General features: G+C 66.6%; 19 protein-coding genes. 3 read left to right on the forward strand and 16 right to left on the reverse strand.

Annotation, left to right across the window (positions count from 1 at the left end; translation table 11 throughout):
* Positions 1-85: 85 nt before the first annotated feature.
* Positions 86-1213 carry a translation initiation factor IF-3 gene (gene infC / locus QE394_RS01705; RefSeq protein ID WP_349033588.1) on the reverse strand — a complete coding sequence of 376 codons (1128 nt, stop codon included), beginning with the start codon at positions 1211-1213 and terminating at the stop codon, positions 86-88.
* Between the two features lie 275 nt (positions 1214-1488).
* Between infC and QE394_RS01710 the strand changes: the two genes are divergently transcribed.
* A complete protein-coding gene (locus tag QE394_RS01710; RefSeq protein WP_261620795.1) occupies positions 1489-1887 on the forward strand; it encodes a DUF1844 domain-containing protein in 399 nt (132 codons plus the stop codon).
* A gap of 164 nt (positions 1888-2051) precedes the next feature.
* Here the strand turns inward: QE394_RS01710 and QE394_RS01715 are convergent, their stop codons facing one another.
* From QE394_RS01715 to QE394_RS01750, 8 genes are all read right to left on the reverse strand, one after another.
* Positions 2052-3344: an MFS transporter gene (locus QE394_RS01715; protein WP_056083268.1), complete on the reverse strand. Its 1293-nt coding sequence runs from the start codon at positions 3342-3344 to the stop codon at positions 2052-2054.
* Positions 3345-3399: 55 nt separating this feature from the next.
* The gene (locus tag QE394_RS01720; protein WP_349033589.1) at positions 3400-4281 is read right to left on the reverse strand and encodes an SseB family protein; all 882 of its coding nucleotides are present in this window, start codon (positions 4279-4281) and stop codon (positions 3400-3402) included.
* Positions 4282-4300: 19 nt separating this feature from the next.
* The gene (priA, locus tag QE394_RS01725; RefSeq protein WP_045730334.1) at positions 4301-5047 is read right to left on the reverse strand and encodes a bifunctional 1-(5-phosphoribosyl)-5-((5-phosphoribosylamino)methylideneamino)imidazole-4-carboxamide isomerase/phosphoribosylanthranilate isomerase PriA; all 747 of its coding nucleotides are present in this window, start codon (positions 5045-5047) and stop codon (positions 4301-4303) included.
* Positions 5048-5137: 90 nt separating this feature from the next.
* Entirely contained in the window at positions 5138-5296 is a 159-nt protein-coding gene (locus QE394_RS01730; RefSeq protein ID WP_200937892.1) for a hypothetical protein, read from the reverse strand.
* Positions 5297-6046 carry an imidazole glycerol phosphate synthase subunit HisH gene (gene hisH, locus QE394_RS01735; protein WP_056083274.1) on the reverse strand — a complete coding sequence of 250 codons (750 nt, stop codon included), beginning with the start codon at positions 6044-6046 and terminating at the stop codon, positions 5297-5299. It abuts the gene before it with no gap.
* Complete coding sequence (gene hisB / locus QE394_RS01740) at positions 6043-6669, reverse strand: imidazoleglycerol-phosphate dehydratase HisB (RefSeq protein ID WP_015936684.1); 627 nt, start codon at positions 6667-6669, stop codon at positions 6043-6045. Before hisB ends, hisH begins: the two co-directional genes overlap by 4 nt.
* 60 nt (positions 6670-6729) lie before the next feature.
* Positions 6730-7848: a histidinol-phosphate transaminase gene (locus QE394_RS01745; RefSeq protein WP_349033590.1), complete on the reverse strand. Its 1119-nt coding sequence runs from the start codon at positions 7846-7848 to the stop codon at positions 6730-6732.
* A 136-nt stretch (positions 7849-7984) separates the two neighbouring features.
* On the reverse strand, positions 7985-8434 hold the full coding sequence (locus tag QE394_RS01750) for a LysM peptidoglycan-binding domain-containing protein (RefSeq protein ID WP_349033591.1): 450 nt from the start codon (positions 8432-8434) through the stop codon (positions 7985-7987).
* A gap of 327 nt (positions 8435-8761) precedes the next feature.
* On the opposite strand from QE394_RS01750, the gene lexA reads away from it, so the two are divergent.
* Positions 8762-9508, forward strand: coding sequence for a transcriptional repressor LexA (gene lexA / locus QE394_RS01755; RefSeq protein WP_349033592.1), 747 nt, complete (start codon positions 8762-8764; stop codon positions 9506-9508).
* A gap of 96 nt (positions 9509-9604) precedes the next feature.
* Here lexA and QE394_RS01760 read toward each other — a convergent pair whose 3' ends face one another.
* Positions 9605-11662 carry an ATP-dependent DNA helicase gene (locus QE394_RS01760; RefSeq protein WP_349033593.1) on the reverse strand — a complete coding sequence of 686 codons (2058 nt, stop codon included), beginning with the start codon at positions 11660-11662 and terminating at the stop codon, positions 9605-9607.
* The gene (hflX, locus tag QE394_RS01765; protein ID WP_056083287.1) at positions 11655-13226 is read right to left on the reverse strand and encodes a GTPase HflX; all 1572 of its coding nucleotides are present in this window, start codon (positions 13224-13226) and stop codon (positions 11655-11657) included. The genes QE394_RS01760 and hflX overlap by 8 nt, the downstream gene beginning before the upstream one ends.
* A 451-nt stretch (positions 13227-13677) precedes the next feature.
* Here hflX and QE394_RS01770 point away from each other — a divergent pair, with 451 nt between their 5' ends.
* Complete coding sequence (locus QE394_RS01770; RefSeq protein ID WP_349033594.1) at positions 13678-14301, forward strand: methyltransferase; 624 nt, start codon at positions 13678-13680, stop codon at positions 14299-14301.
* Here the strand turns inward: QE394_RS01770 and dapF are convergent.
* From dapF to recA, 5 genes are all read right to left on the reverse strand, one after another.
* Positions 14273-15217 (reverse strand): diaminopimelate epimerase, encoded by a 945-nt coding sequence (dapF, locus tag QE394_RS01775; protein ID WP_349033595.1) that lies wholly within the window; start codon positions 15215-15217, stop codon positions 14273-14275. The two genes, QE394_RS01770 and dapF, sit on opposite strands and share 29 nt — an antisense overlap.
* 53 nt (positions 15218-15270) lie before the next feature.
* Entirely contained in the window at positions 15271-16170 is a 900-nt protein-coding gene (miaA, locus tag QE394_RS01780; protein ID WP_349033596.1) for a tRNA (adenosine(37)-N6)-dimethylallyltransferase MiaA, read from the reverse strand.
* A gap of 3 nt (positions 16171-16173) precedes the next feature.
* On the reverse strand, positions 16174-17727 hold the full coding sequence (miaB, locus tag QE394_RS01785) for a tRNA (N6-isopentenyl adenosine(37)-C2)-methylthiotransferase MiaB (protein ID WP_349033597.1): 1554 nt from the start codon (positions 17725-17727) through the stop codon (positions 16174-16176).
* Between the two features lie 104 nt (positions 17728-17831).
* Positions 17832-18314, reverse strand: a complete 483-nt coding sequence (locus tag QE394_RS01790; RefSeq protein WP_349035357.1) for a regulatory protein RecX — start codon at positions 18312-18314, stop codon at positions 17832-17834.
* A 156-nt stretch (positions 18315-18470) separates the two neighbouring features.
* The gene (recA, locus tag QE394_RS01795) at positions 18471-19529 is read right to left on the reverse strand and encodes a recombinase RecA (protein WP_056083303.1); all 1059 of its coding nucleotides are present in this window, start codon (positions 19527-19529) and stop codon (positions 18471-18473) included.
* Positions 19530-19597: the final 68 nt, after the last annotated feature.

Here is a 19597-nt window from a genome sequence, read left to right on the forward strand (position 1 = left end):
ATGCCTGCAGCTCTATCGCGCAGCCGCCCGGGGGCGGCCTGCTGGTTGCTGTCTGCCGATGGCCTGAGCCGTCGGCAGCTGTGGACTAAGTGGTCTTCTTACCCGACGGCTTCGGTGCTGCCTTCGGGGCAGGACGTGCGGCCGGCTTCGGTGCAGCGGGCCTGGCCACCGGCTTCGGCGGAGCCGGAACAGCTGCAGGCTTGGGAGCCGCCACCGGCTTGGGCGCCGGGGCTGCAGCCTTCGGGGCTTCCTGCTTGGGCGCCGGGGCTGCAGCCTTCGGGGCTTCCTGCTTGGGAGCTTCCTGCTTGGGAGCCTCCTGCTTGGGAGCTTCCCGCTTCGGAGCCTCCTGCTTGGGAGCTTCCTCCTTGGGAGCTGCTTCGGCAGCCTTGGCCGGAGCCTCGGCAACAACCTCTTCGGGTGCTTCCGCAGGTGCCTGCTCAGCCTCGACCGGAGCTTCCGCCTCGGTGGAAAGAGTGAAGCCTTCGGGCAGCAGATCCGCCAGTGACTGGGTCATGGGAGCATCGTCCTTGCCGGACGTGTCTACCCGGCCCGCGGCCTTGGCTTCATTCTCGGCCTTGGCTTCGGCGCGCTGGGTGGCGCGGCGGGCCTCCGCCTTCGCTTCTGCCTTGTTCTTCAGCGGACCAACCACCATGACCATGTTGCGGCCGTCAATGCGGGGGCTGGACTCAACCACGCCAACTTCAGCGACGTCATCTGCGAAGCGCTGGAGCAGGCGGATGCCCATCTCCGGACGCTGCTGCTCACGGCCGCGGAACTGGATCATGGCCTTGACCTTGTCCCCGGCACCGAGGAAGCGCAGTGCGTGCCCGCGCTTGGTCTCGTAGTCGTGGGTGTCGATCTTCAGGCGGAAGCGGATTTCCTTCAGAACGGTGTTCGTCTGGTTCTTCCGGGCTTCGCGTGCCTTGACCGCGGCTTCGTACTTGTACTTGCCGAAGTCCATCAGCTTGCACACCGGAGGCTTCGCCTGAGGTGCAACTTCAACGAGATCAAGGTCGGACTCGGCAGCCAGACGCAGGGCATCCTCAATACGGACGATTCCTACCTGTTCACCTGCAGGGCCGACCAGCCGCACCTCGGGGACGCGGATACGCTCATTGATTCTTGGCTCGCTAATGTTAAAGCTCCTGTTTTTGTTGTTGTATCCCGGCAAATAGAGAAGGCCCCCAATTGCCGGAGCAATCGAAGGCCTCATGTCAGGTTGGTACTGCCGGGCCCGGGACGGGCCTGCATGCATTGGGTCGGCGAACTGCCGAACCAATGCCCAACCGTGTACCCGGCAACCTTGCGTTCCACAGAATCCTGACGGAACAACGGCTGACGCGGGTGGGAGAGAACTCCGCTTGCAAACTGCATGCCATTCTACAGAGAAAATTCCCGTCAGCGCCGAATAGCACTGGTGGGAACCTGGCCTGTGAGGGCGATCTCTGAAATAACGACATTCAGTCGGTCTGTGTCAAGCTTACCAGTATGAGCACCCCAGACAGTAATTCATACGTTTTCGAGCCTGCCCAGGACAGCGCCGGCAACTCCGCCGACGTGTCCCAGCAGGTCCGGGACATCTCTGAAGTTCCGGCCATCGAGGTCATCACCACCGCTGCCGTCCACTTGATGTCCGCCGCCGCCGTCAAGCTCGGCCTGGCCGCGGAAGAGAACGCCGCCGACCTGAAGGACCTGGACGAGGCCCGCAAACTCATCACCGCCCTGGCCGGGTTGGTAACGGCCGCCGCCCCGGAAATCGGATCGCAGCACGCAGGTCCCTTGCGCGACGGCCTCCGCTCCCTGCAGCTGGCGTTCCGTGAAGAGTCGCTGATCCAGGATGCTCCAGGCAAGGGTCCGGGCGAAAAGTTCACGGGCGCAGTCAACTAGCCCAGCACTCCCCCGCGCAGCGCGCGACGGCGGGGCGACCTTCAAGGGGTCGTCCCGCCGTCGCGCTTTAAGAAGCTGCGCCGCAGGACGTTGGGCAGGTATGCGGGCCTTCGAGGTGGTGGGGCCCGGCCTGCACGCCCCAGGGCTTCAGCCGGGTTGTCCGGTCAGGCCTTGACCTGGCGCCGCCGGCGCTGCTGCAGGAGCAGTCCCGCGAGGCAGAGGATGACACCGGCAACCCCCACGGACACGAAGCCGCCGGAGGGTCCCGTTCCGTCAATGAAGACACCCGCCAGCGGTGAACCCAGCGCCACCCCCGCGGTCAGCGCTGAACCGTACCAACCCATCGCTTCGCCGCGGCGCTCTTCGGACACAAGGTCGGCCACCTTCTCCGAAGCAGCGGACAGCACCGGGGCGCACAGGAGCCCGGGCATGATGGACAGCAGGGCGAGTGTCCAGGTTCCGGACGCGAAACCCATGGGAATGGTGAACGCGGCCATGCCCAGCAGCAGCAGGATGGGCGGGACAGGCCGGTGCATGGCGCCGTAGACCAGGCCGCCCACCACGGATGCCGCGCACCAGAACAGGAACACGATTCCGATCTCGCCTTGATGCCCGCCGATCTCCAGGGCCGCCACGATGCCCACGTCACTGCCGCTGAGAACCATGCCGGCACCCGCGGCGACGGCAAAGACCGCCCCCACCGCAGGTGTAAACCAGGCGAAGCTGTGCGCCACCCTGCCCCTGACACCGGGAGCACGCTCCGCCCCGGCTGGCAGCAGGTCCGCCGCGGCTTCCTGCAGGTGGGCGGGTGCAGCCGAGACCACGGCGATTTCTGCTGCGTGCTGCTCGTCCTCAACGCATTCAGCGGTTTGTTCCGGGCTGCGGGTGGGCGGGTTGAACCAGATCAGGAACAGCCCGGCCAGGGACGTGGACAGGCCCACGACCGTGAGACCCGCCGTCGTGTGCCCGCTCGTTGCCACCACGGCGCCGGCCGCGGGCCCGATCATGAACACCATCTCGGTGCTGATGGCATCCAGGGCAAAAGCGGTGCGCCTCTGCTTGCCGTCGGCCAGGACACCCAGGGACTGGCGCACCACGCTGAAGATGGGCAGGGTCAACAGGCCGCCGACGAACACCAGCGGCAGGAGCCACTGGTAGGACACGTGCGGAACGATGGACCAGATGACCGCTTCGGAGATGACGGACGGGACCAGTGCACGCCGGAGGCCGACGGTGTCCACCCGGCGCCCGCGCCATGGTGCCCCGACAGCTATACCGATCGTCATCACGGCGGCTGCAGCACCGGCAGCGGCGTATCCCTGGCCCAGGGTGAGGACGATGTGCAGGGTCAGCAGCACGCCCGCCGCAGAATGTGGAATGCGGGCAACCATGCCCACCAGCAAAAGCCTCCGAATAGGCCGGACGGCCAGCAGCTCCCGGTACAGCGCGAAGTTCACGAAAAAGGTTCCTTACGTATGCCTCAGGAACCCGGGGCAGCCCCGCTCCTGACAACTAGCCTGTGGCGCGCCGCAGCTTGACCTCGAGCGAATCGACCCGCTCCCCAAACAATACATTCCGGGACCACTCGGCCTGCAGCGCAGCCACCAGGCGCTGCAGGCCTGAGGCGTCCAACCCGCCCTCAAGGTAGAGCACCACTTGCAGTTCCGGTCCCGCGCCGCCACCCGGCAACACGGTCCCGTCGGCTGCCCGGGCAGCCACTCCCCTGCCCGGCAGGAGCTCGATCCGGCGGACAGTTGGGAACGCAGCGGCGGCAGCACCCATCTCGGCCGCCAGTTCCTCGTCGGCGTAGGAGGGCAGCCAGGGCTGCTGCTGGGCCAGCGCCCACACGGCCGGCCGGCGAACTACGAAAGTGACATCTGCGCCCGGGTCCAGGACCACGAGGTCGGCACCCTCCGCCACGGCGGACAGCGCAGCGCGTGCCGCGTAGACAGCCACCGGGCGGGCATCGGGGTGCCAGGCGCTCAGGGCCTCCGTTGACGTGAAGGCCGGCAGCGCGGTCCTGCCGTCGGCGGCTTTGAGCGTTACCAGCGCCATGTCTGCCTGCTTGTCGGCATGCAGGCCGTGGTCAGACTCCGCTTCTTCCGCCAGCTGGGCCACGATGGGGATGAAGACCCGCGCCGTCGCCAGGGACGCCACGACGGCAGCTTCGTCGCCGGTTCCCCCACGCAAGCCCGCGACGGCGGCGCGGTAGCCTGCGTTGGCCGTACCGTCGTCGTCCTCGAAATTGTGGATCTTCGCGTTGTCGCCGGCGAGGCTGCGGCCCGCCCAGGGCTGGCCCGCGGAGTCGGTCGCGCCGCCGGCTCCTGCCAGCGCCGCGGCGATATGGCCGGGAAGGTGGCGGGGAGCGGGGGCGCCTGAATCTTTGCTGGCCATCGCGTCGGGTTCCGGCAGCCTAGCGGCGGCCGGCCACGTCGAGGGCTTCGGGCAGGGTGAAGGCGCCGGCATAGAGGGCCTTGCCCACGATGGCACCTTCGACGCCCAGCGGGACCAGGGAGCGCAGGACCTTGAGGTCATCGAGGCTGGAGATGCCGCCGGACGCGATGACGGGTTTGCCGGTCTTCTCCACCATCTGGCGCAGCAGTTCAACGTTGGGCCCCTGCAGGGTGCCGTCCTTGGTCACGTCGGTGACCACGTAGCGCGAGCAGCCTGCATCCTCGAGGCGGGCCAGGACGTCCCAGAGGTCCCCGCCTTCTTTGGTCCAGCCACGTCCGGCCAGGGTGGTCCCGCGCACGTCGAGTCCGACGGCGATTTTGTCACCGAAGCGCTCGATGGCCCGGCGGGTCCACTCCGGGTTCTCCAGCGCGGCGGTGCCGAGGTTAACCCGGGCGACGCCGAGGCCAAGGGCGGCTTCGAGGGTTTCGTCGTCCCGCAGTCCGCCGGAGAGTTCCACCTTGATGTCCAGCTGCCCCACCACCTCGCGGAGGAGTTCGGCGTTGGAGCCGCGGCCGAAGGCGGCGTCCAGGTCCACGAGGTGCACCCACTCGGCGCCCTGCTGCTGCCAGTTCAGCGCAGCCTCCAGCGGTGTTCCGTAGCTGGTTTCACTGCCGGCCTCGCCCTGGACCAGCCGCACGGCCTGGCCGTTGACGACGTCGACGGCGGGCAGCAGTTCAAGTACCGGCAGATCGTTTGCGGTGGTCATCTTCATCCTTGGTGTTGTTGGGTGGGGTGCCGGGCTGTCGGCACAGTGCCGGGGCGCGTCAGTGGCCGGAGCCGTTTACCAGGTTGCCGGTCAGTTGCCCGGGAGGGTCAGCAGGTAGGCGGCGAGCAGGGACATGGCTGCCAGGACGTAGAACGAAACCTGGGTCCACAGGGGCTTGTGCTGCTGCCGGAAGGACAGGGCACCGCCCACCAGCAGGCCGGCCAGTCCCATCAGCACGATGGACCACATTCAGGCGCCGCCGGCAGGGTCGCCACTGCTGGTTTCTGTAGGCCGGCGCAGCGCGTCCACCCAGTTGCGCAGCAGCCGCGCACCGGCATCGCCTGACTTCTCCGGGTGGAACTGCGTGGCGCACAGCGGCCCGTTCTCGACGGCGGCAATAAAGGGCGCGCCGTGTTCGGACCACGTCACCAGCGGAGGGGCCATCAGCGGCTGGATGACGTCGAAGTTCCATTCCTGCACGCCGTAGGAGTGGACGAAGTAGAACCGCTCGCCTTCCACTCCGGCGAAGAGCTTTGAACCCTCCGGTACCTTGACGGTGTTCCAGCCCATGTGCGGAACGACGTCGGCCGGCAGCAGCTCGACCTTTCCGGGCCATTCGCCGATGCCCTCAGCCTCGGTGCCATGCTCGACGCCGGCCTCGAAAAGTACCTGGAGGCCTACGCAGATCCCCAGGACGGGGCGTCCGCCTGCCACCCGGCGGCCGATGAGCCTGATGCCATCCACGGCCTTGAGCTCGCGCATGACCGTCTCGAAGGCGCCGACGCCGGGAACCACCAGGCCGTCGGCGTTCAGGACATCTTCGGGCTTGGCGCTGAGGATGACCTCCGCGCCGGCCCGTTCGAGGGCGCGCACGGCGGACCGGACGTTGCCGGAACCGTAGTCGAGCACCGTGACGGTGGGCTTCCCCTCCGGGGATGCGGGCTTGCGTGACGCGGACGGGTCGATGATGGCACCGTCCTTCAGGATCTGGCCGCTCACAGGGCACCCTTGGTGGACGGGATGCCCTCAACCCGCGGATCGGGTTCGACGGCTGCACGGAGGGCACGGGCGAACGCCTTGAACTGGGCTTCCACAATGTGGTGGGGGTCCCGTCCGGCAATGACGTTCATGTGCAGGCAGATACCGGCGTGCAGGGTGATGGCTTCAAAGACGTGGCGGGTCAGGGAGCCGGTGAAGTGGCCGCCGATCAGGTGGTATTCCTGGCCGGCGGGCTCGCCGCCGTGCACGAGGTAGGGGCGTCCCGAGACGTCCACCACGGCGTTGGCCAGGGCCTCGTCCAGCGGTACGGTCGCTTCCCCGAACCGGCGGATGCCCGCCTTGTTGCCCAGGGCCGTCCGCAGCACCTCGCCGAAGGTGATGGCGACGTCCTCCACGGTGTGGTGGACGTCGATGTGGGTGTCCCCGGTGGCCTTGACCGTCATGTCGATCAGCGAGTGCTTGCACAGTGCCGTGAGCATGTGGTCGTAGAACGGCACGGAAGTGTCGATGTCCGAGACGCCGGTACCGTCAAGATTGATTTCCACGAGCACGGACGACTCGCTGGTGGCACGCTCCATACGTGCGGTCCGGGCTGCGGCCGCGTTCGATCCGGTGGAAGTCATGGTCAGGTGTCCTTTGTGGCAGGAAGGGTGGTCAGGGCGTCCAGCGCCGGTTCTTCAAGTCTAGGCGGGAAGGGCCGGCTGGCTGGCAAGGATGCTTTCCAGGGAGGTGAGGAAGGCTGTGGTTTCCGTCTCAGTGCCGGCAGTGACCCGCAGGTGCCCCGGGATGCCGACGTCGCGGATCAGCACACCCGCATCCAGCAGTTCCTGCCAGACCCGGTGCGGGTTCTCCAGTCCGCCGAAGAACACGTAGTTGGAGTCGGACGCCGCCGGCTTGAGCCCCATGCGGGTCAGTTCGGACACGATGCGGTCGCGCTGCCTTTTGATGTCCTCGACGTCCGCCATGAGGGCTTCGCGGTGCTGCAGGGCCGCGAGGGCGGTTGCCTGGGTGATGGCCGACAGGTGGTACGGGAGCCGGACCAGGCGCAGCGCGTCGGTCACTTCCGGGGCGGCTGCCATGTATCCCAGCCGGGCGCCGGCCAGCGCGAACGCCTTGCTCATGGTGCGGGAAACGATCAGCCGCTCCCGCCCGGGCAGCAGCGTCAGGGCGCTGGGCGTGCCGTCGTGGGCAAACTCGTGGTAGGCCTCGTCCACGATCACGATGGCATGGCTTTCGGCGCCGGCTTCGTAGACCGCTTCCACCACGTCCAGCCCGAGGCCGGTGCCGGTGGGGTTGTTCGGCGAGCACAGGAAGACGATGTTGGGCTTCAGTTCCCGGACCTGGCGGGCGGCCGATTCGGCGCTGAGGCCGTACCCGTCCTCACGCTGGCCCTTAATGTATCCGGTGTCCGTGCCGCTGGCCAGCAGCGGGTACATGGAGTACGTGGGCGGGAAGCCCAGCGCCGTGCGGCCCGGACCGCCAAATGCCTGAAGGATCTGCTGGAGCACCTCGTTGGAGCCGTTAGCTGCCCACACGTTGGCCTCGTCCAGGCCGTGGCCCAGATACTCGGCAAGGGCCTTGCGGAGCTCGGTGAACTCCCGGTCCGGGTAGCGGTTAAGGCCGGCGGCAGCCTCCGCGACAGCCGCCGTGATGGCGGCAGTGACGTCGGCCGGGACACCATGGGTGTTCTCATTGACGTTGAGGAGGATGGGGACATCCAGCTGCGGGGCACCGTAGGGCGTCAGGCCCCGGAGGTTGCTGCGGAGGGGAAGCCGGTTCAGGCGTTCAAGCTGGTCATTCACCTGAACAGTTTAGTGGGAGGTGCGGTCGCCCGAAAATGTGACGGTTTGCGCCGGTCCGGGCGGGGTGCGCGCTCCGGGCGACGCACCTGCTGTTTGCGGGCCTTCATTCATCCGGGAAATCTTGCCGGCACCTTTCCTAGCGCGTGGGAATGTACAGCTGCTGTCCCGGGAGAATCTTCCCGGCGGACAGGTTGTTGAGCTGCACAATATCTGCCACAACGTCCCTGGCGTCCCGCTCCGGCGCGAGGTCGGCTGCGATCCCCCACAGCGACTCACCCGGCTGCACGGTCACTGTGACGGTGGGGGTCACGGTGAGGTCCGCCGCGGAGTCGGATGCCTTGGCGGGGGAATTGAAGAATCCGGCCAGGGACAGCAGGAGCGCCGCCAGCAGCACCAGTGGAATCCCGATCAGGACCACCTTGCCCCGCCGCGTGAGGCGCAGGGGCGGCAGCGGCGCCTCGCCGCGGCGTCCGCCGGCCGGCGTCCGCTGGACCGGCACCCGGCCTTCCTGCGCCGCCTGCTGATCCCGGGCACCGTTGCCGTGAACATCGAAACCGTGTGACCTGAAAGCGGATGTAGCTGACATGACCTTAGCCCTCCTGGACCGTGCTGCGTCTGTTGGTGTCGCCTGCTGGTGCCGCCCGATGGTGCTGCCTGACCGGCTCCGTGTTCGAACGGCTGCTCGCCTTGTTAGAACACATATTCGAATACTGCTTGGTTCAGTTTTAGCACCTATGGACGAATAATGTCGAGACTCGCTAGAACAAATGTTTGAAAAAGCAATGTGGCTGACCTACGTTTGAGGCAGGAACATCCACACCTGAAGTTGATCAGCAGGGTCTGACATTGACGGTGTGAACACTCAGTCCGGTGCAGTTGAAAGCCCGGTGGCTACCGAAAGGCAACGGCGAACATGGCAGCAGCAGCCACCGGGGGCAGGGCGACCTCGCAGCCGAAAAGGACAGCCAAGGGTTTGACGCCGCGGCAGAAGAAAATCCTCGAGACCATCCAGCGTTCGGTCAATGTCAACGGTTACCCGCCGTCCATGCGCGAAATTGGGGACACCGTAGGGCTGGCCAGCCTTTCCAGCGTCACCCACCAGCTCTCCCAGCTGGAAAAGCTGGGCTACCTCCGGCGTGATCCGAAGCGGCCCCGTGCCATGGAAGTCCTGATGCCGCTGACCCTCGACGGCGGTACAACCGGCAGGACGGCCAGGCACGCAGCGGCACCAGAGGCGGCGGCCTCACCGGGGATCGCGGCTGTCACGGAGTTGCCCACGGCGCTGGACACGGCCATGGTGCCCCTCGTCGGCCGCATTGCCGCCGGCGGCCCCATCCTTGCGGACCAGGTGGTGGAAGACGTTATGCCGCTCCCCCGCCAACTGGTGGGCCAGGGCGAACTCTTCATGCTCAGGGTGGCCGGTGATTCCATGGTTGACGCCGCCATCTGTGACGGCGACTGGGTGGTGGTCCGGCGCCAGGCCGACGCCGCGAACGGCGATATTGTTGCAGCGCTCCTGGACGACGAAGCCACGGTCAAGACATTCCGCCAGCGGGACGGTCACACGTGGCTGCTGCCCCAGAACACGCAGTACGAACCGATCCTTGGCGACCATGCCACCATCATGGGCAAAGTGGTTTCGGTCCTCCGGTCGCTCTAGCGGGACCGCACGTCAGCAACAGGCCGCAGCAGTCCAGCCGATAAGGAAGGCGCCGTTCCCCGGAACGGCGCCTTCCTTATGCATTTCAGGTGCTGCCTAGGGCGTTTCCCCGGCCAGCCTCTCCAAGGCCGCGATCGCCGTCGTGCGGTCCGTCGTCGCCCAGAAGGGCGGCAGGGCGCCGCGCAGGAACCCGGCATAGCGTTCCGTGGCCAGGCGGGAATCGAGGACCGCCACCACGCCTTTGTCGCCGGTGGAGCGGATCAGCCTGCCGGCGCCCTGGGCCAGCCGGATGGCGGCATGCGTGGCCGAGACGGACATGAATCCGTTGCCGCCTGCCTGTGCCACGGCCCGGGAGCGGGCCGTCATGAGGGGGTCGTCCGGGCGGGGGAAGGGAATCCGGTCGATGACGACCAGCCGGCAGGAGACCCCTGGGACGTCAACGCCCTGCCAGAGCGACATGGTGCCGAACAGGCACGTGTCCGGTTCGTCGGCGAACTGTTTGACGAGGGCCGTCATGGTGGAGTCGCCCTGGCACAGGACCGTCATGCCCAGCTTGGGCCGGAGCGCTTCGGCCGCCTCCTCGGCTGCCCGCCGCGAGGAGAACAGGCACAGCGCCCCGCCGTTCGAGGCGCTGATCAGTGCCTCCAGTTCTGCCAGCGATTCCGGTGACGCGCCACGGCCCGGCTTGGGCAGGTGCCCGGCCACGTACAGGATGCCCTGCTTGGGATAGTCGAACGGCGAGCCGACGTCGATCCCGGTCCACGCCGGCGCCCCTTCGCCCACCAGGCCCAATCCCCCGGCGGCGGGCTCGAAGGCAGAACCGATGGCCAGGGTTGCGGACGTCAGGACCACTGTGTGCCCGGCGAAGAGCCCCTCACGCAGCCTCCCGGCCACAGACAACGGCGCGATGTTGACCAGCGCAGGAGCGTTGTCGTCAGGTTGGGAATAGCCCTGGCCGGGATCGAAGGTTCCGGCGCGCGAGATCCACACGACCTCGCGGTTTTCCCTTGCCGCCAAAAGCCGTTCGGACAGTTCAAGAATGAGCATCAGCCGTGAACGCGCAAGCTGCCTGCCGCCGTCGGCCGTGTTGCTGCTGTCTCCCTTGGAGTCGGACAGCGCCGCCCTGCAGGCCTCGCGCAGCTGGTCCACGCAGTCGAGCTGTTCGTCGTTCAGTCCGTTGGGGAGCAACCCACTTGGGACGCCGGCAAGGGCCAGCTCCAGGTTCGCCGCGGCGGCGTTGAGCGCGTCCACGGTGATCGCTGTGTGTTTGCGGGCACCCGAGGCAGCGGCGTGGACCATGGCGACGGAGAGCTGGCCGGACACTGCACCGGTGACCCGGTCCTGCAGCTCGTGGGCCTCATCCACCACCACAACGTCGTACTCCGGCAGCACCGCGAGTCCCTCGAACGCGCTGACCGCGAGCATGGCATGGTTGGTCACCACGACGTCGGCCTCGGCAGCGTCCTGGCGGGCCAGCTCGCTGAAGCACTCCTCGGCCAGGGGGCATTTCTGGGAGCCCAGGCACTCCATGGACGTCACGGACACCTGCTTCCAGGCACGGTCCGTCACGCCGGGCAGGAGCTCGTCCCGGTCTCCTGTGGACGTCTTTTCCGCCCATTCCCGGAGCCGGACCACTTCCTTTCCGAGCTGGGACTGCGGCCCGCCTGCGGCTGCGGCGAAGTGCGACACGCTGGTGTCCTCTCCGAGGGAGAAGAGCTGCCCCTCGGAGGGTTCCTCGGAGGGAAACCCGCCTTCCAGCTTGTGCCGGCACACGTAATTGGACCGGCCTTTGACCAGCGCCACCTTGACTGGCCGGTCGAGGGCCGGGGTGATGGCTTTGAGGAGCCGGGGCAGGTCCCTGCCCACAATCTGTGTCTGCAGGGCAAGGGTGGCCGTGGACACCAGCGCCGGCTTGTTGCTTTCAAGTGCGTGGGCGATCAGCGGGATCAGGTACGCCAGCGACTTTCCGGTACCGGTCCCGGCCTGCACCAGCAGGTGGTTGCCGGTCTCGATAGCCTGCGCCACCTGCCGCGCCATCTCATGCTGCCCGGAGCGGCTTTGGCCGCCCATGGCGGAAACGGCCCGGTCGAGCAGCTCGATGACGAGCTGCCCGCCGGCCGTTTCCTTGGATTCCGTTGCCACAACCTCAGGCATTGACGGCAAAGGATTCCAGTTCGGCGGCCAGGCCCTCACGGACCTTCACCACCGCCCGGGTTCCGGCCTCGACATGGTCCATGCTGATGATCTCCGCGTCCGAGTCGTGCAGCTTGCTGATCAGGTCGCCGCGGTTGTACGGGATGAGGAGCTCCAGTTTGACCCCGGGGCGCGGAATCGAGTCGCTGATGGTCTTCAGCAGTTCCGCGATGCCTTCGCCGGTGCGCGCCGAAACCACCACATGGCGCGGTTCGCGCTGCTTCAGCCGTTCCACCACGAAGGGATCTGCGGCGTCGGCTTTGTTCAGGACGATGATCTCCGGGATCTTGCGGGCGTCAACCTCGCCGAAGACCTTCCGCACAGCGGCGATCTGGCCTTCAGGATCCGGGTGGGACACATCCACCACATGCAGGATGAGGTCCGAGTCGGCCACTTCCTCCAGCGTGGAGCGGAAGGCCTCCACCAGCTGGGTGGGGAGGGACCGGACGAAGCCCACGGTGTCGGCCAGGGTGTAGCCCAGGCCGTCGGAGGTCTCGGCCTTGCGGATGGTGGGGTCCAGCGTGGCGAACAGGGCGTTCTCCACCAGCACCCCGGCATCGGTCAACCGGTTGAGCAGGGACGACTTTCCGGCGTTCGTGTAGCCTGCAATCGCTACGGACGGCACTTCATTACGACGGCGGTTGGCGCGCTTCGTTTCCCGGGCAGGCTTCATCGCGGCGATTTCGCGCCGCAGCTTGGCCATCCGGGTGCGGATCCGGCGGCGGTCCAGTTCGATTTTCGTCTCACCGGGACCACGCGAGCCCATGCCGGCGGCGGCACCGCCCACCTGGCCGCCTGCCTGGCGGGACATAGAGTCGCCCCAGCCACGCAGGCGCGGAAGCAGGTACTCGAGCTGCGCCAGCTCAACCTGGGCCTTGCCTTCGCGGCTCTTCGCATGCTGCGCGAAGATGTCCAGGATGAGCCCGGTGCGGTCGATGACCTTGACCTTGACGATGTCTTCCAGCCCACGTCGCTGGGAAGGGGCCAGCTCAGCGTCGACCACCACGGTGTCCGCTCCCGTGGACATGACAATGTCTTTGAGCTCCAGGGCCTTGCCCGAGCCCAGGAACGTGCCGGGGTCCGGCTTGGCACGGCGCTGCACGAGGCCGTCCAGCACTTCGGAGCCGGCGGTCTCGGCCAGGGCTGCGAGTTCCCGCAGGGAGTTCTCGGCGTCGGCCAGGGTGCCTTCGGACCAAAGTCCGGCAAGGACTACGCGCTCGAGCCGCAGCTGGCGGTATTCGACTTCGGTGACGTCTTCGAGCTCGGTGGAAAGCCCTGCCGTGCGGCGCAGGGCGCGCCGCTCTTCGAGGTCTTGCTGGTCGCCGTCGTATTCAGAGTGCTCATCGTCCAGGTGGGAGATGGCCTGGGCCTTGCCGAGGACCGCCTTCGCGTCGCCGGCACCGCCGGACGTCCTGGAGTTGGCCGGTACGTCCTTGGCGAGGATCCGGTCGATGACAGCTTGGATTTCCGCAGGGCTCATATCCTGGGCTGCTGGATCGGATCCGGTGTTGGGCTGGCTGGTCATGGTCTCCTTTGAAGTTTCGGCATTTCCAGAATAATGCCGTTCGGTGGAATGTGGTGAAGTATTCGCGCTGGGCTGAGGGGCTGCGGTCATGCAGTGTCTCCTGTACTGGCCGCCGGGCAACGATGCCGCGGCAATGTGGGCGCCGCGAAGGAAAGGCGGCGGAGGGGGTTGGGACCGGCATCACGGCAGGAAGCACAGACGAATCAAGCTTCGAGTGTTGTCCGGCGTCCGGAGCAAACGGTGGAGTTTGGTCCGGTGCACAAGCGGAAGGCGGAAAGCCTGCGTCGCTGTGGGCAGAATCGCTGGCGGGAGTGGACACCGCGGACAAGGGAGTGGGACGGGCAAACGCCCGTGCCGGCTACTCGAAGATCAAGAACATGCCCTCAAGACTAACAGAGGCGCCGTGGCGCGGTTTCCCATTACGCTGCGAGGGGAACTACTCTGGCCAGTTATGGAGTCCGCACACTATTTCAGCGCATCGCCCGCCGGCCCCTTCACCCGGAAACCGCTGACGGTGGAACTCGCCGGAGAAACGCGGACGCTGCAGACCTCGAACGGCATCTTCAGCCCGGACGGAATCGATAAGGGAACCGCCGTTCTGCTGGCCGAGGTTCCCGCACCCGCAGCTACCGGCAACCTCCTGGATATCGGCTGCGGCTGGGGACCCATCGCCCTGACCATGGCGCTGAAGGCACCTCATGCGCAGGTCTACGCCGTGGACGTGAACGCGCGCTGCATTGCCCTGACCAACGGGAACGCCGCAGCGCTGGGCCTGTCTAATGTTGCAGCCAGCACGCCGGAGGCCGTGGATCCCGGGGTGCGGTTCGACACCATCTGGTCGAACCCGCCCATCCGGATCGGCAAGGATGAGCTGCACTCCCTGCTGAAGCTGTGGCTGCCCCGGCTGGCCCCGGGAGGGACTGCCTACCTGGTGGTCCAGAAGAACCTGGGCTCGGACTCGCTTCAGCGCTGGCTGATGGCAGAACTCGGCGGGTCCTTCACGGTGACGCGGGAGTCGACATCAAAATCGTTCCGCGTATTGAAAGTCAGGAAAGCGTCCCCGACGCCACAATGACGGCAGGGCCGCTGAGCTCCACATGTTCGTGGCCGCCGGCGCCTGCAAAGAACTTAACGCCGACGACTCCGCCTGGAACGTTCACGCGCCAGGCGTCCGGGGCTCCAGCCCCGGCCCAGTGGCGGATTGCGACGGCGGCGGCACAGGCTCCCGTGCCGCAGGACTGCGTCTCCCCCACGCCGCGTTCGTGGACCCGCATGGTGACGGATCCGATGCCATCGAGGACCAGCGGCTCGGACGGAACTACGAATTCGACGTTGGTTCCGTTGGCCGGGACCGGTTCCACGGCCGGGGCGGTGTAGAGGCGGGTTGCTTCAAGCTCCGCGAGTTCGGCGAGGGCAACCACGGTATGCGGGTTGCCCATGCTGACTGACAGGGCCGGGCGCGGGACCTCCAGGCCTTCGGCGGTCACCAGTGAGTCCATGGCTTTCGCTGTGGCCTCACCGGGAAAAATGAACTCCCACGGTCCCATGTCCACGGCATAGCCGTCGGCGGTGCGCACCACAGTCTTCAGGCCGCCGCGGGTGCCAATGGCAAGGGCGCCGCCCACCGGAAGATCGATCAGCCCTTCAGCACGGAGGAAGTGGACAAAGACACGGACGCCGTTGCCGCACATTTCGGACAGCGAGCCGTCGCCGTTCCGGTAGTCCATGAACCACTCGGCCTCGGGGTTGGAGGCGAGGATCTCGCGGCCCTCCGGAAGGAACCGTGACGGCACGGCCCGGATCAGGCCATCTCCGCCGATGCCAAGGTGCCGGTTGCACAGGGCAGCCACGTGGCCGGCCTCAATGGTGTGTGCACCCTCCGGATCGGCTACCAGGACGAAGTCGTTACCGGTTCCGTGCCCCTTGGAGAAGCGCAGCCCGGCCAGCGTTTGAAAGGCGGTTCCGGTGGTCTCTGTCAGGGTTGCGTCCATGCCGTCAAGCCTACCGGCAGGCCCAATGGCACCGGAAACCGGACGCGTTCAGGCTACCGGCGGCAAAGGCCTGCGGCCTTGGCCAGCAAATCCGGGTCCTGCCAGTCGATCCACGTAATCCGGGGGTCGGCGCGGAACCAGGTCAGCTGGCGGCGGGCGAACTGCCTGGTGGCGATGATGGTGCTTTCAACAGCCTCAGCTTCGGTGGCGGAGCCGTCGAGGACCTGCAGGAACTGCAAGTAGCCCAAGGCACGGCACGCGGTCTTTCCGGTGCGCAGGCCCAGTCCATCAAGCCGGCGGACTTCAGCCAGCAATCCGGTGTCCACCATGGCATGCACCCGGGCGGCCAACCGTTCATGCAGTGCCGCGCGGTCAACGGACAAGCCAATCTGGACGGCAGGCTGGAAGTACTCCCGCCGGGGCATGAAGGAACTGAAGGGCCGGCCGGTGAGCTGATGGACTTCCAGGGCGCGGATGATGCGCCGGTCATCGTTCAGCCGTTCGGCCGAGGCCGGGTCCACGTCCTGGAGGCGGGCCCGCAGGTGCGCCGTGCCGTGCGCGGCCAGCTCAGCTTCGAGGGAGCGGCGCAGATCCGGGTCCGTCCCGGGAAATTCGAGGACGTCGAGGGCGGCGCGGACGTAAAGGCCGGAGCCGCCCACCAGGATGGCCCGCTTCCCCCGGGCATGGATGTCCCCGATCAGCTGCCGCGCCTGCCGCTGGAAGTCCGAGACGCTGGCTTCCTGGGTGACATCCAGGATGTCCAGGAGGTGGTGCGGTATGCCCCGGCGCTCGGCCGGGGTGATCTTGGCGGTTCCGATGTCCATGCCGCGGTAGAACTGCATGGCATCGGCGTTAATGATTTCGCCGTCCAGTTCAAGGGCCAGGCTGACGGCAAGATCGGATTTCCCGGACCCGGTGGGACCGACGACGGCGATGACGGGCGGGGTGCCCATGGATCAGGAAGTGCGCACGGGCAGCGATGGCATGCCGAGCGAAACGCCCTTGCGCCCGTCACCGGTACCCGGTGCGGGGACACCGCAGGACTCGGCCTGGGACCTGTCCCAGGCATCACCCGCGCGGGAGCGGCGCAGGCTGTACTCCCCGGGTACGGGATCCGCGATGAGGTGGAAGGCGCCGGCGTCCGTGATGGTGACCGTGACGAGGTCGCCGGGCCGGGGTGCCGGGGCGTCGTCGGGGACGGAGAAGTGCACCAGCCGCTGGTCCCGTGAACGTCCGGACAGGCGGTGGGTTTCTTCTGCCTTCCGCCCGGACTGCGCGGTGACCATGACCTCCACGCGGCGGCCCAGCTGCTTTTTGTTTTCTTCCGCGGCGATCCTGTCCTGGAGGGCCGTCAGCCTCTCGAAGCGTTCCTGGACCACGGCCTTGGGCAGCTGGTCCGGAAGGTCAGCGGCCGGGGTGCCGGGGCGCTTGGAGTACTGGAAAGTGAAGGCAGTGGCGAACCGCGACTTCTCCACAACGTCCAGCGTGGCTTGGAAGTCCTCCTCGGTCTCGCCCGGGAAGCCGACGATGATGTCGGTGGAGATGGCTGCGTGCGGGATCTTCTCGCGGACCTTGTCCAGGATGCCCAGGAACTTCGTGGACCGGTATGACCGCTTCATGGCCTTCAGGATGCTGTCGGAGCCGGACTGCAGCGGCATGTGCAGCTGCGGCATGACGTTGGGAGTCTCCGCCATGGCGTCGATGACGTCGTCCGTGAAGGCTGCGGGGTGCGGGCTGGTGAAGCGGACGCGCTCCAGTCCCTCGATATCGCCACAGGCGCGCAGGAGCTTGGAGAACGCCTGGCGGTCCCCGAATTCCACTCCGTAGGAGTTCACGTTCTGCCCCAGGAGGGTGACCTCAATGGCGCCGTCGTCCACGAGGGCCTGGATTTCGGCGAGGATGTCGCCGGGCCTGCGGTCCTTTTCCTTGCCGCGCAGCGCCGGCACGATGCAGAACGTGCAGGTGTTGTTGCAGCCGACGGAGATGGAGACCCAGCCGGCGTAGACGGAGTCACGCTTGGTGGGAAGCGTGGAGGGGAACACATCCAGCGATTCCAGGATTTCCAACTGGGCTTCGTCATTGTGCCGGGCCCGTTCCAGCAGCGCCGGGAGTGCACCGACGTTGTGCGTACCAAAAACGGCATCCACCCACGGGGCCTTCTTCAGGATGGTTTCGCGGTCCTTTTGGGCCAGGCAGCCGCCGACTGCGATCTGCATACCCGGGTTCGCAGCCTTGACGGGCGCCAGGATTCCAAGGTTTCCATAAAGTTTGTTGTCCGCGTTCTCACGCACGGCGCACGTGTTGAAGACAACGACGTCGGCCCGGTCACCGTCCGCGGGGACGTAACCGGCGTCCTCAAGCATCCCGGCCATCCGCTCGGAGTCGTGGACGTTCATCTGGCAGCCGAAGGTGCGCACCTGGTAGGTACGTGGTGTGGCTTCATGTGGCAGGCTTGACACCGGTTCTTCGGTGGGGGCGCCGGAAAAAGGGGAAGGAATGGTCAAACTCACCTGTTAAGGGTACCGGCTGTGCAAGGTTGGGGCTGGCTCTCGGAGTCCCGGGCCAGGAAGGGGCCGACTATCCGGGCCTACGCAGTTGGTTGCGGCGCGGCCCGTCAGTCTTCGCCGCACTGGCCGGACCGGGAGTCCAGGACCTCGCCGACGATGCGGAAGGCCTGGGACGGCTGGTATCCCTTGCGGGCCAGCATCGACGCCAGCCGCCTGGTGGCCTTGTCCCGCTCTGCACGGTCCTCGAGGTCCGTGCCGGGACGTAGCTTGCGTTCGACGAGGGCCCGGGCAGCTTCCTCCTCATCCTGGTCGGAGAGCTGCTCCAGTGCCGCAGCAGCGGATTCCTCGTCGATGCCCTTATCTGCCAGTTCCCGGCGCAGTGCACCCTTCGCCAGCTTGCGTGATTGCGAGCGGCTGCGGACCCACATGTTGGCGAACTCGGCATCATCGATCAGCCGGGCATCCTCGAATTTGTTCAGCACCGATTCAGCAACGTCTTCAGGAATATTCCGTTCGGCGAGCTTCCGGGCCAGCTGGAGCCGGCTCTTGGCCGACACAGTGAGCTGCCGGTAGACGATGGTCTGCGCCACGGTAACCGGGTCGGGCTCGCGGTCGCCGAATCCCGGCGAACCGGAATCGGAATCGGCGGCGGGTTCCGTTTCCTCCGGGCCTGCCGAAGGGCTGCCGGTCCGCCGGCGGCGGGTCCCTGCGGACCCACCCCGGCGTTTTTCGAAGCCAGTCAACTGCTAGAACCCGTCGACGGCCTTCAGCTTCGGGGAATCCTCTTTGGACTCCGCGTCAGCGGGCTTGACTCCGACGCCCAGCTTTTCCTTGATGAGCCGTTCCAGTTCGGCCGCAAGTTCGGGGTTGTCGCGCAGGAACCGGCGGGAATTCTCCATGCCCTGGCCCAGCTGGTCACCGTCATAGGTGAACCAGGAGCCGGACTTCTTGATGATGCCGTGCTCCACGCCCATGTCGATGATTCCGCCTTCGCGGGAGATGCCCTGGCCGTAGATGATGTCGAACTCGGCAATCTTGAAGGGCGGTGCCATCTTGTTCTTGACGATCTTCGCCTTGGTCCGGTTACCCACCGAATCGGCACCCTCTTTGAGGGTCTGGATCCGGCGGACGTCGATGCGGACCGACGCGTAGAACTTCAAGGCCTTACCACCGGTGGTGGTTTCGGGAGAACCGAAGAAGACACCGATCTTTTCACGCAGCTGGTTGATGAAGATGGCGGTGGTTTTGGTCTGGCTCAGGCGTCCGGTGATTTTACGCAGCGCCTGGCTCATCAGGCGGGCCTGCAGGCCGACGTGGCTGTCTCCCATGTCGCCTTCGATTTCGGCGCGGGGCACCAGGGCTGCCACGGAGTCGATGACCACGATGTCCAGCGAGCCTGAGCCGACCAGCATGTCCATGATCTCCAACGCCTGCTCACCGGTGTCCGGCTGCGATACGAGGAGGGCGTCCGTGTCCACGCCCAGCTTGGCTGCGTAGTCCGGGTCCAGGGCGTGCTCAGCGTCGATGAAGGCTGCGATGCCGCCGGCACGCTGGGCGCTGGCTACAGCGTGCAGCGCGACGGTGGTCTTACCGGACGATTCCGGCCCGTAGATTTCGATGACCCGGCCGCGGGGAAGGCCGCCAATTCCCAGGGCGACGTCCAGGGCGATGGAGCCCGTGGGAATGACTTCGATAGGGGCACGGACTTCGTCGCCCAGGCGCATGACAGAGCCCTTGCCGAACTGCTTGTCAATCTGGGCCAGTGCTGCTTCCAGCGCTTTTGCACGATCCGGGGCTGCCGCCATGGTTGACACCTCTAATGCTTTCTCGATGGTGGCCTTCGCGGCCGTTTATTGGTCATCTCTGACGCTAA

This window comes from Pseudarthrobacter sp. SORGH_AS 212 (assembly GCF_030818145.1).
In the GTDB taxonomy this organism is placed as follows: domain Bacteria; phylum Actinomycetota; class Actinomycetes; order Actinomycetales; family Micrococcaceae; genus Arthrobacter.

Bases quoted from the DNA above. Each gene is read 5' to 3' on its own strand.
- QE394_RS01710 (WP_261620795.1), top strand. From the start codon at position 1,489: ATGAGCACCCCAGACAGTAATTCATACGTTTTCGAGCCTGCCCAGGAC.
- recA (WP_056083303.1), bottom strand. From the start codon at position 19,529: ATGGCGGCAGCCCCGGATCGTGCAAAAGCGCTGGAAGCAGCACTGGCC.
- infC (WP_349033588.1), bottom strand. From the start codon at position 1,213: ATGAGGCCTTCGATTGCTCCGGCAATTGGGGGCCTTCTCTATTTGCCG.
- priA (WP_045730334.1), bottom strand. From the start codon at position 5,047: ATGACCACCGCAAACGATCTGCCGGTACTTGAACTGCTGCCCGCCGTC.
- QE394_RS01730 (WP_200937892.1), bottom strand. From the start codon at position 5,296: ATGTGGTCCATCGTGCTGATGGGACTGGCCGGCCTGCTGGTGGGCGGT.
- hflX (WP_056083287.1), bottom strand. From the start codon at position 13,226: ATGACCAGCCAGCCCAACACCGGATCCGATCCAGCAGCCCAGGATATG.
- QE394_RS01770 (WP_349033594.1), top strand. From the start codon at position 13,678: ATGGAGTCCGCACACTATTTCAGCGCATCGCCCGCCGGCCCCTTCACC.
- miaA (WP_349033596.1), bottom strand. From the start codon at position 16,170: ATGGGCACCCCGCCCGTCATCGCCGTCGTCGGTCCCACCGGGTCCGGG.
- QE394_RS01750 (WP_349033591.1), bottom strand. From the start codon at position 8,434: ATGTCAGCTACATCCGCTTTCAGGTCACACGGTTTCGATGTTCACGGC.
- QE394_RS01720 (WP_349033589.1), bottom strand. From the start codon at position 4,281: ATGGCCAGCAAAGATTCAGGCGCCCCCGCTCCCCGCCACCTTCCCGGC.
- QE394_RS01760 (WP_349033593.1), bottom strand. From the start codon at position 11,662: ATGCCTGAGGTTGTGGCAACGGAATCCAAGGAAACGGCCGGCGGGCAG.
- lexA (WP_349033592.1), top strand. From the start codon at position 8,762: ATGGCAGCAGCAGCCACCGGGGGCAGGGCGACCTCGCAGCCGAAAAGG.
- dapF (WP_349033595.1), bottom strand. From the start codon at position 15,217: ATGGACGCAACCCTGACAGAGACCACCGGAACCGCCTTTCAAACGCTG.
- hisB (WP_015936684.1), bottom strand. From the start codon at position 6,669: ATGACTTCCACCGGATCGAACGCGGCCGCAGCCCGGACCGCACGTATG.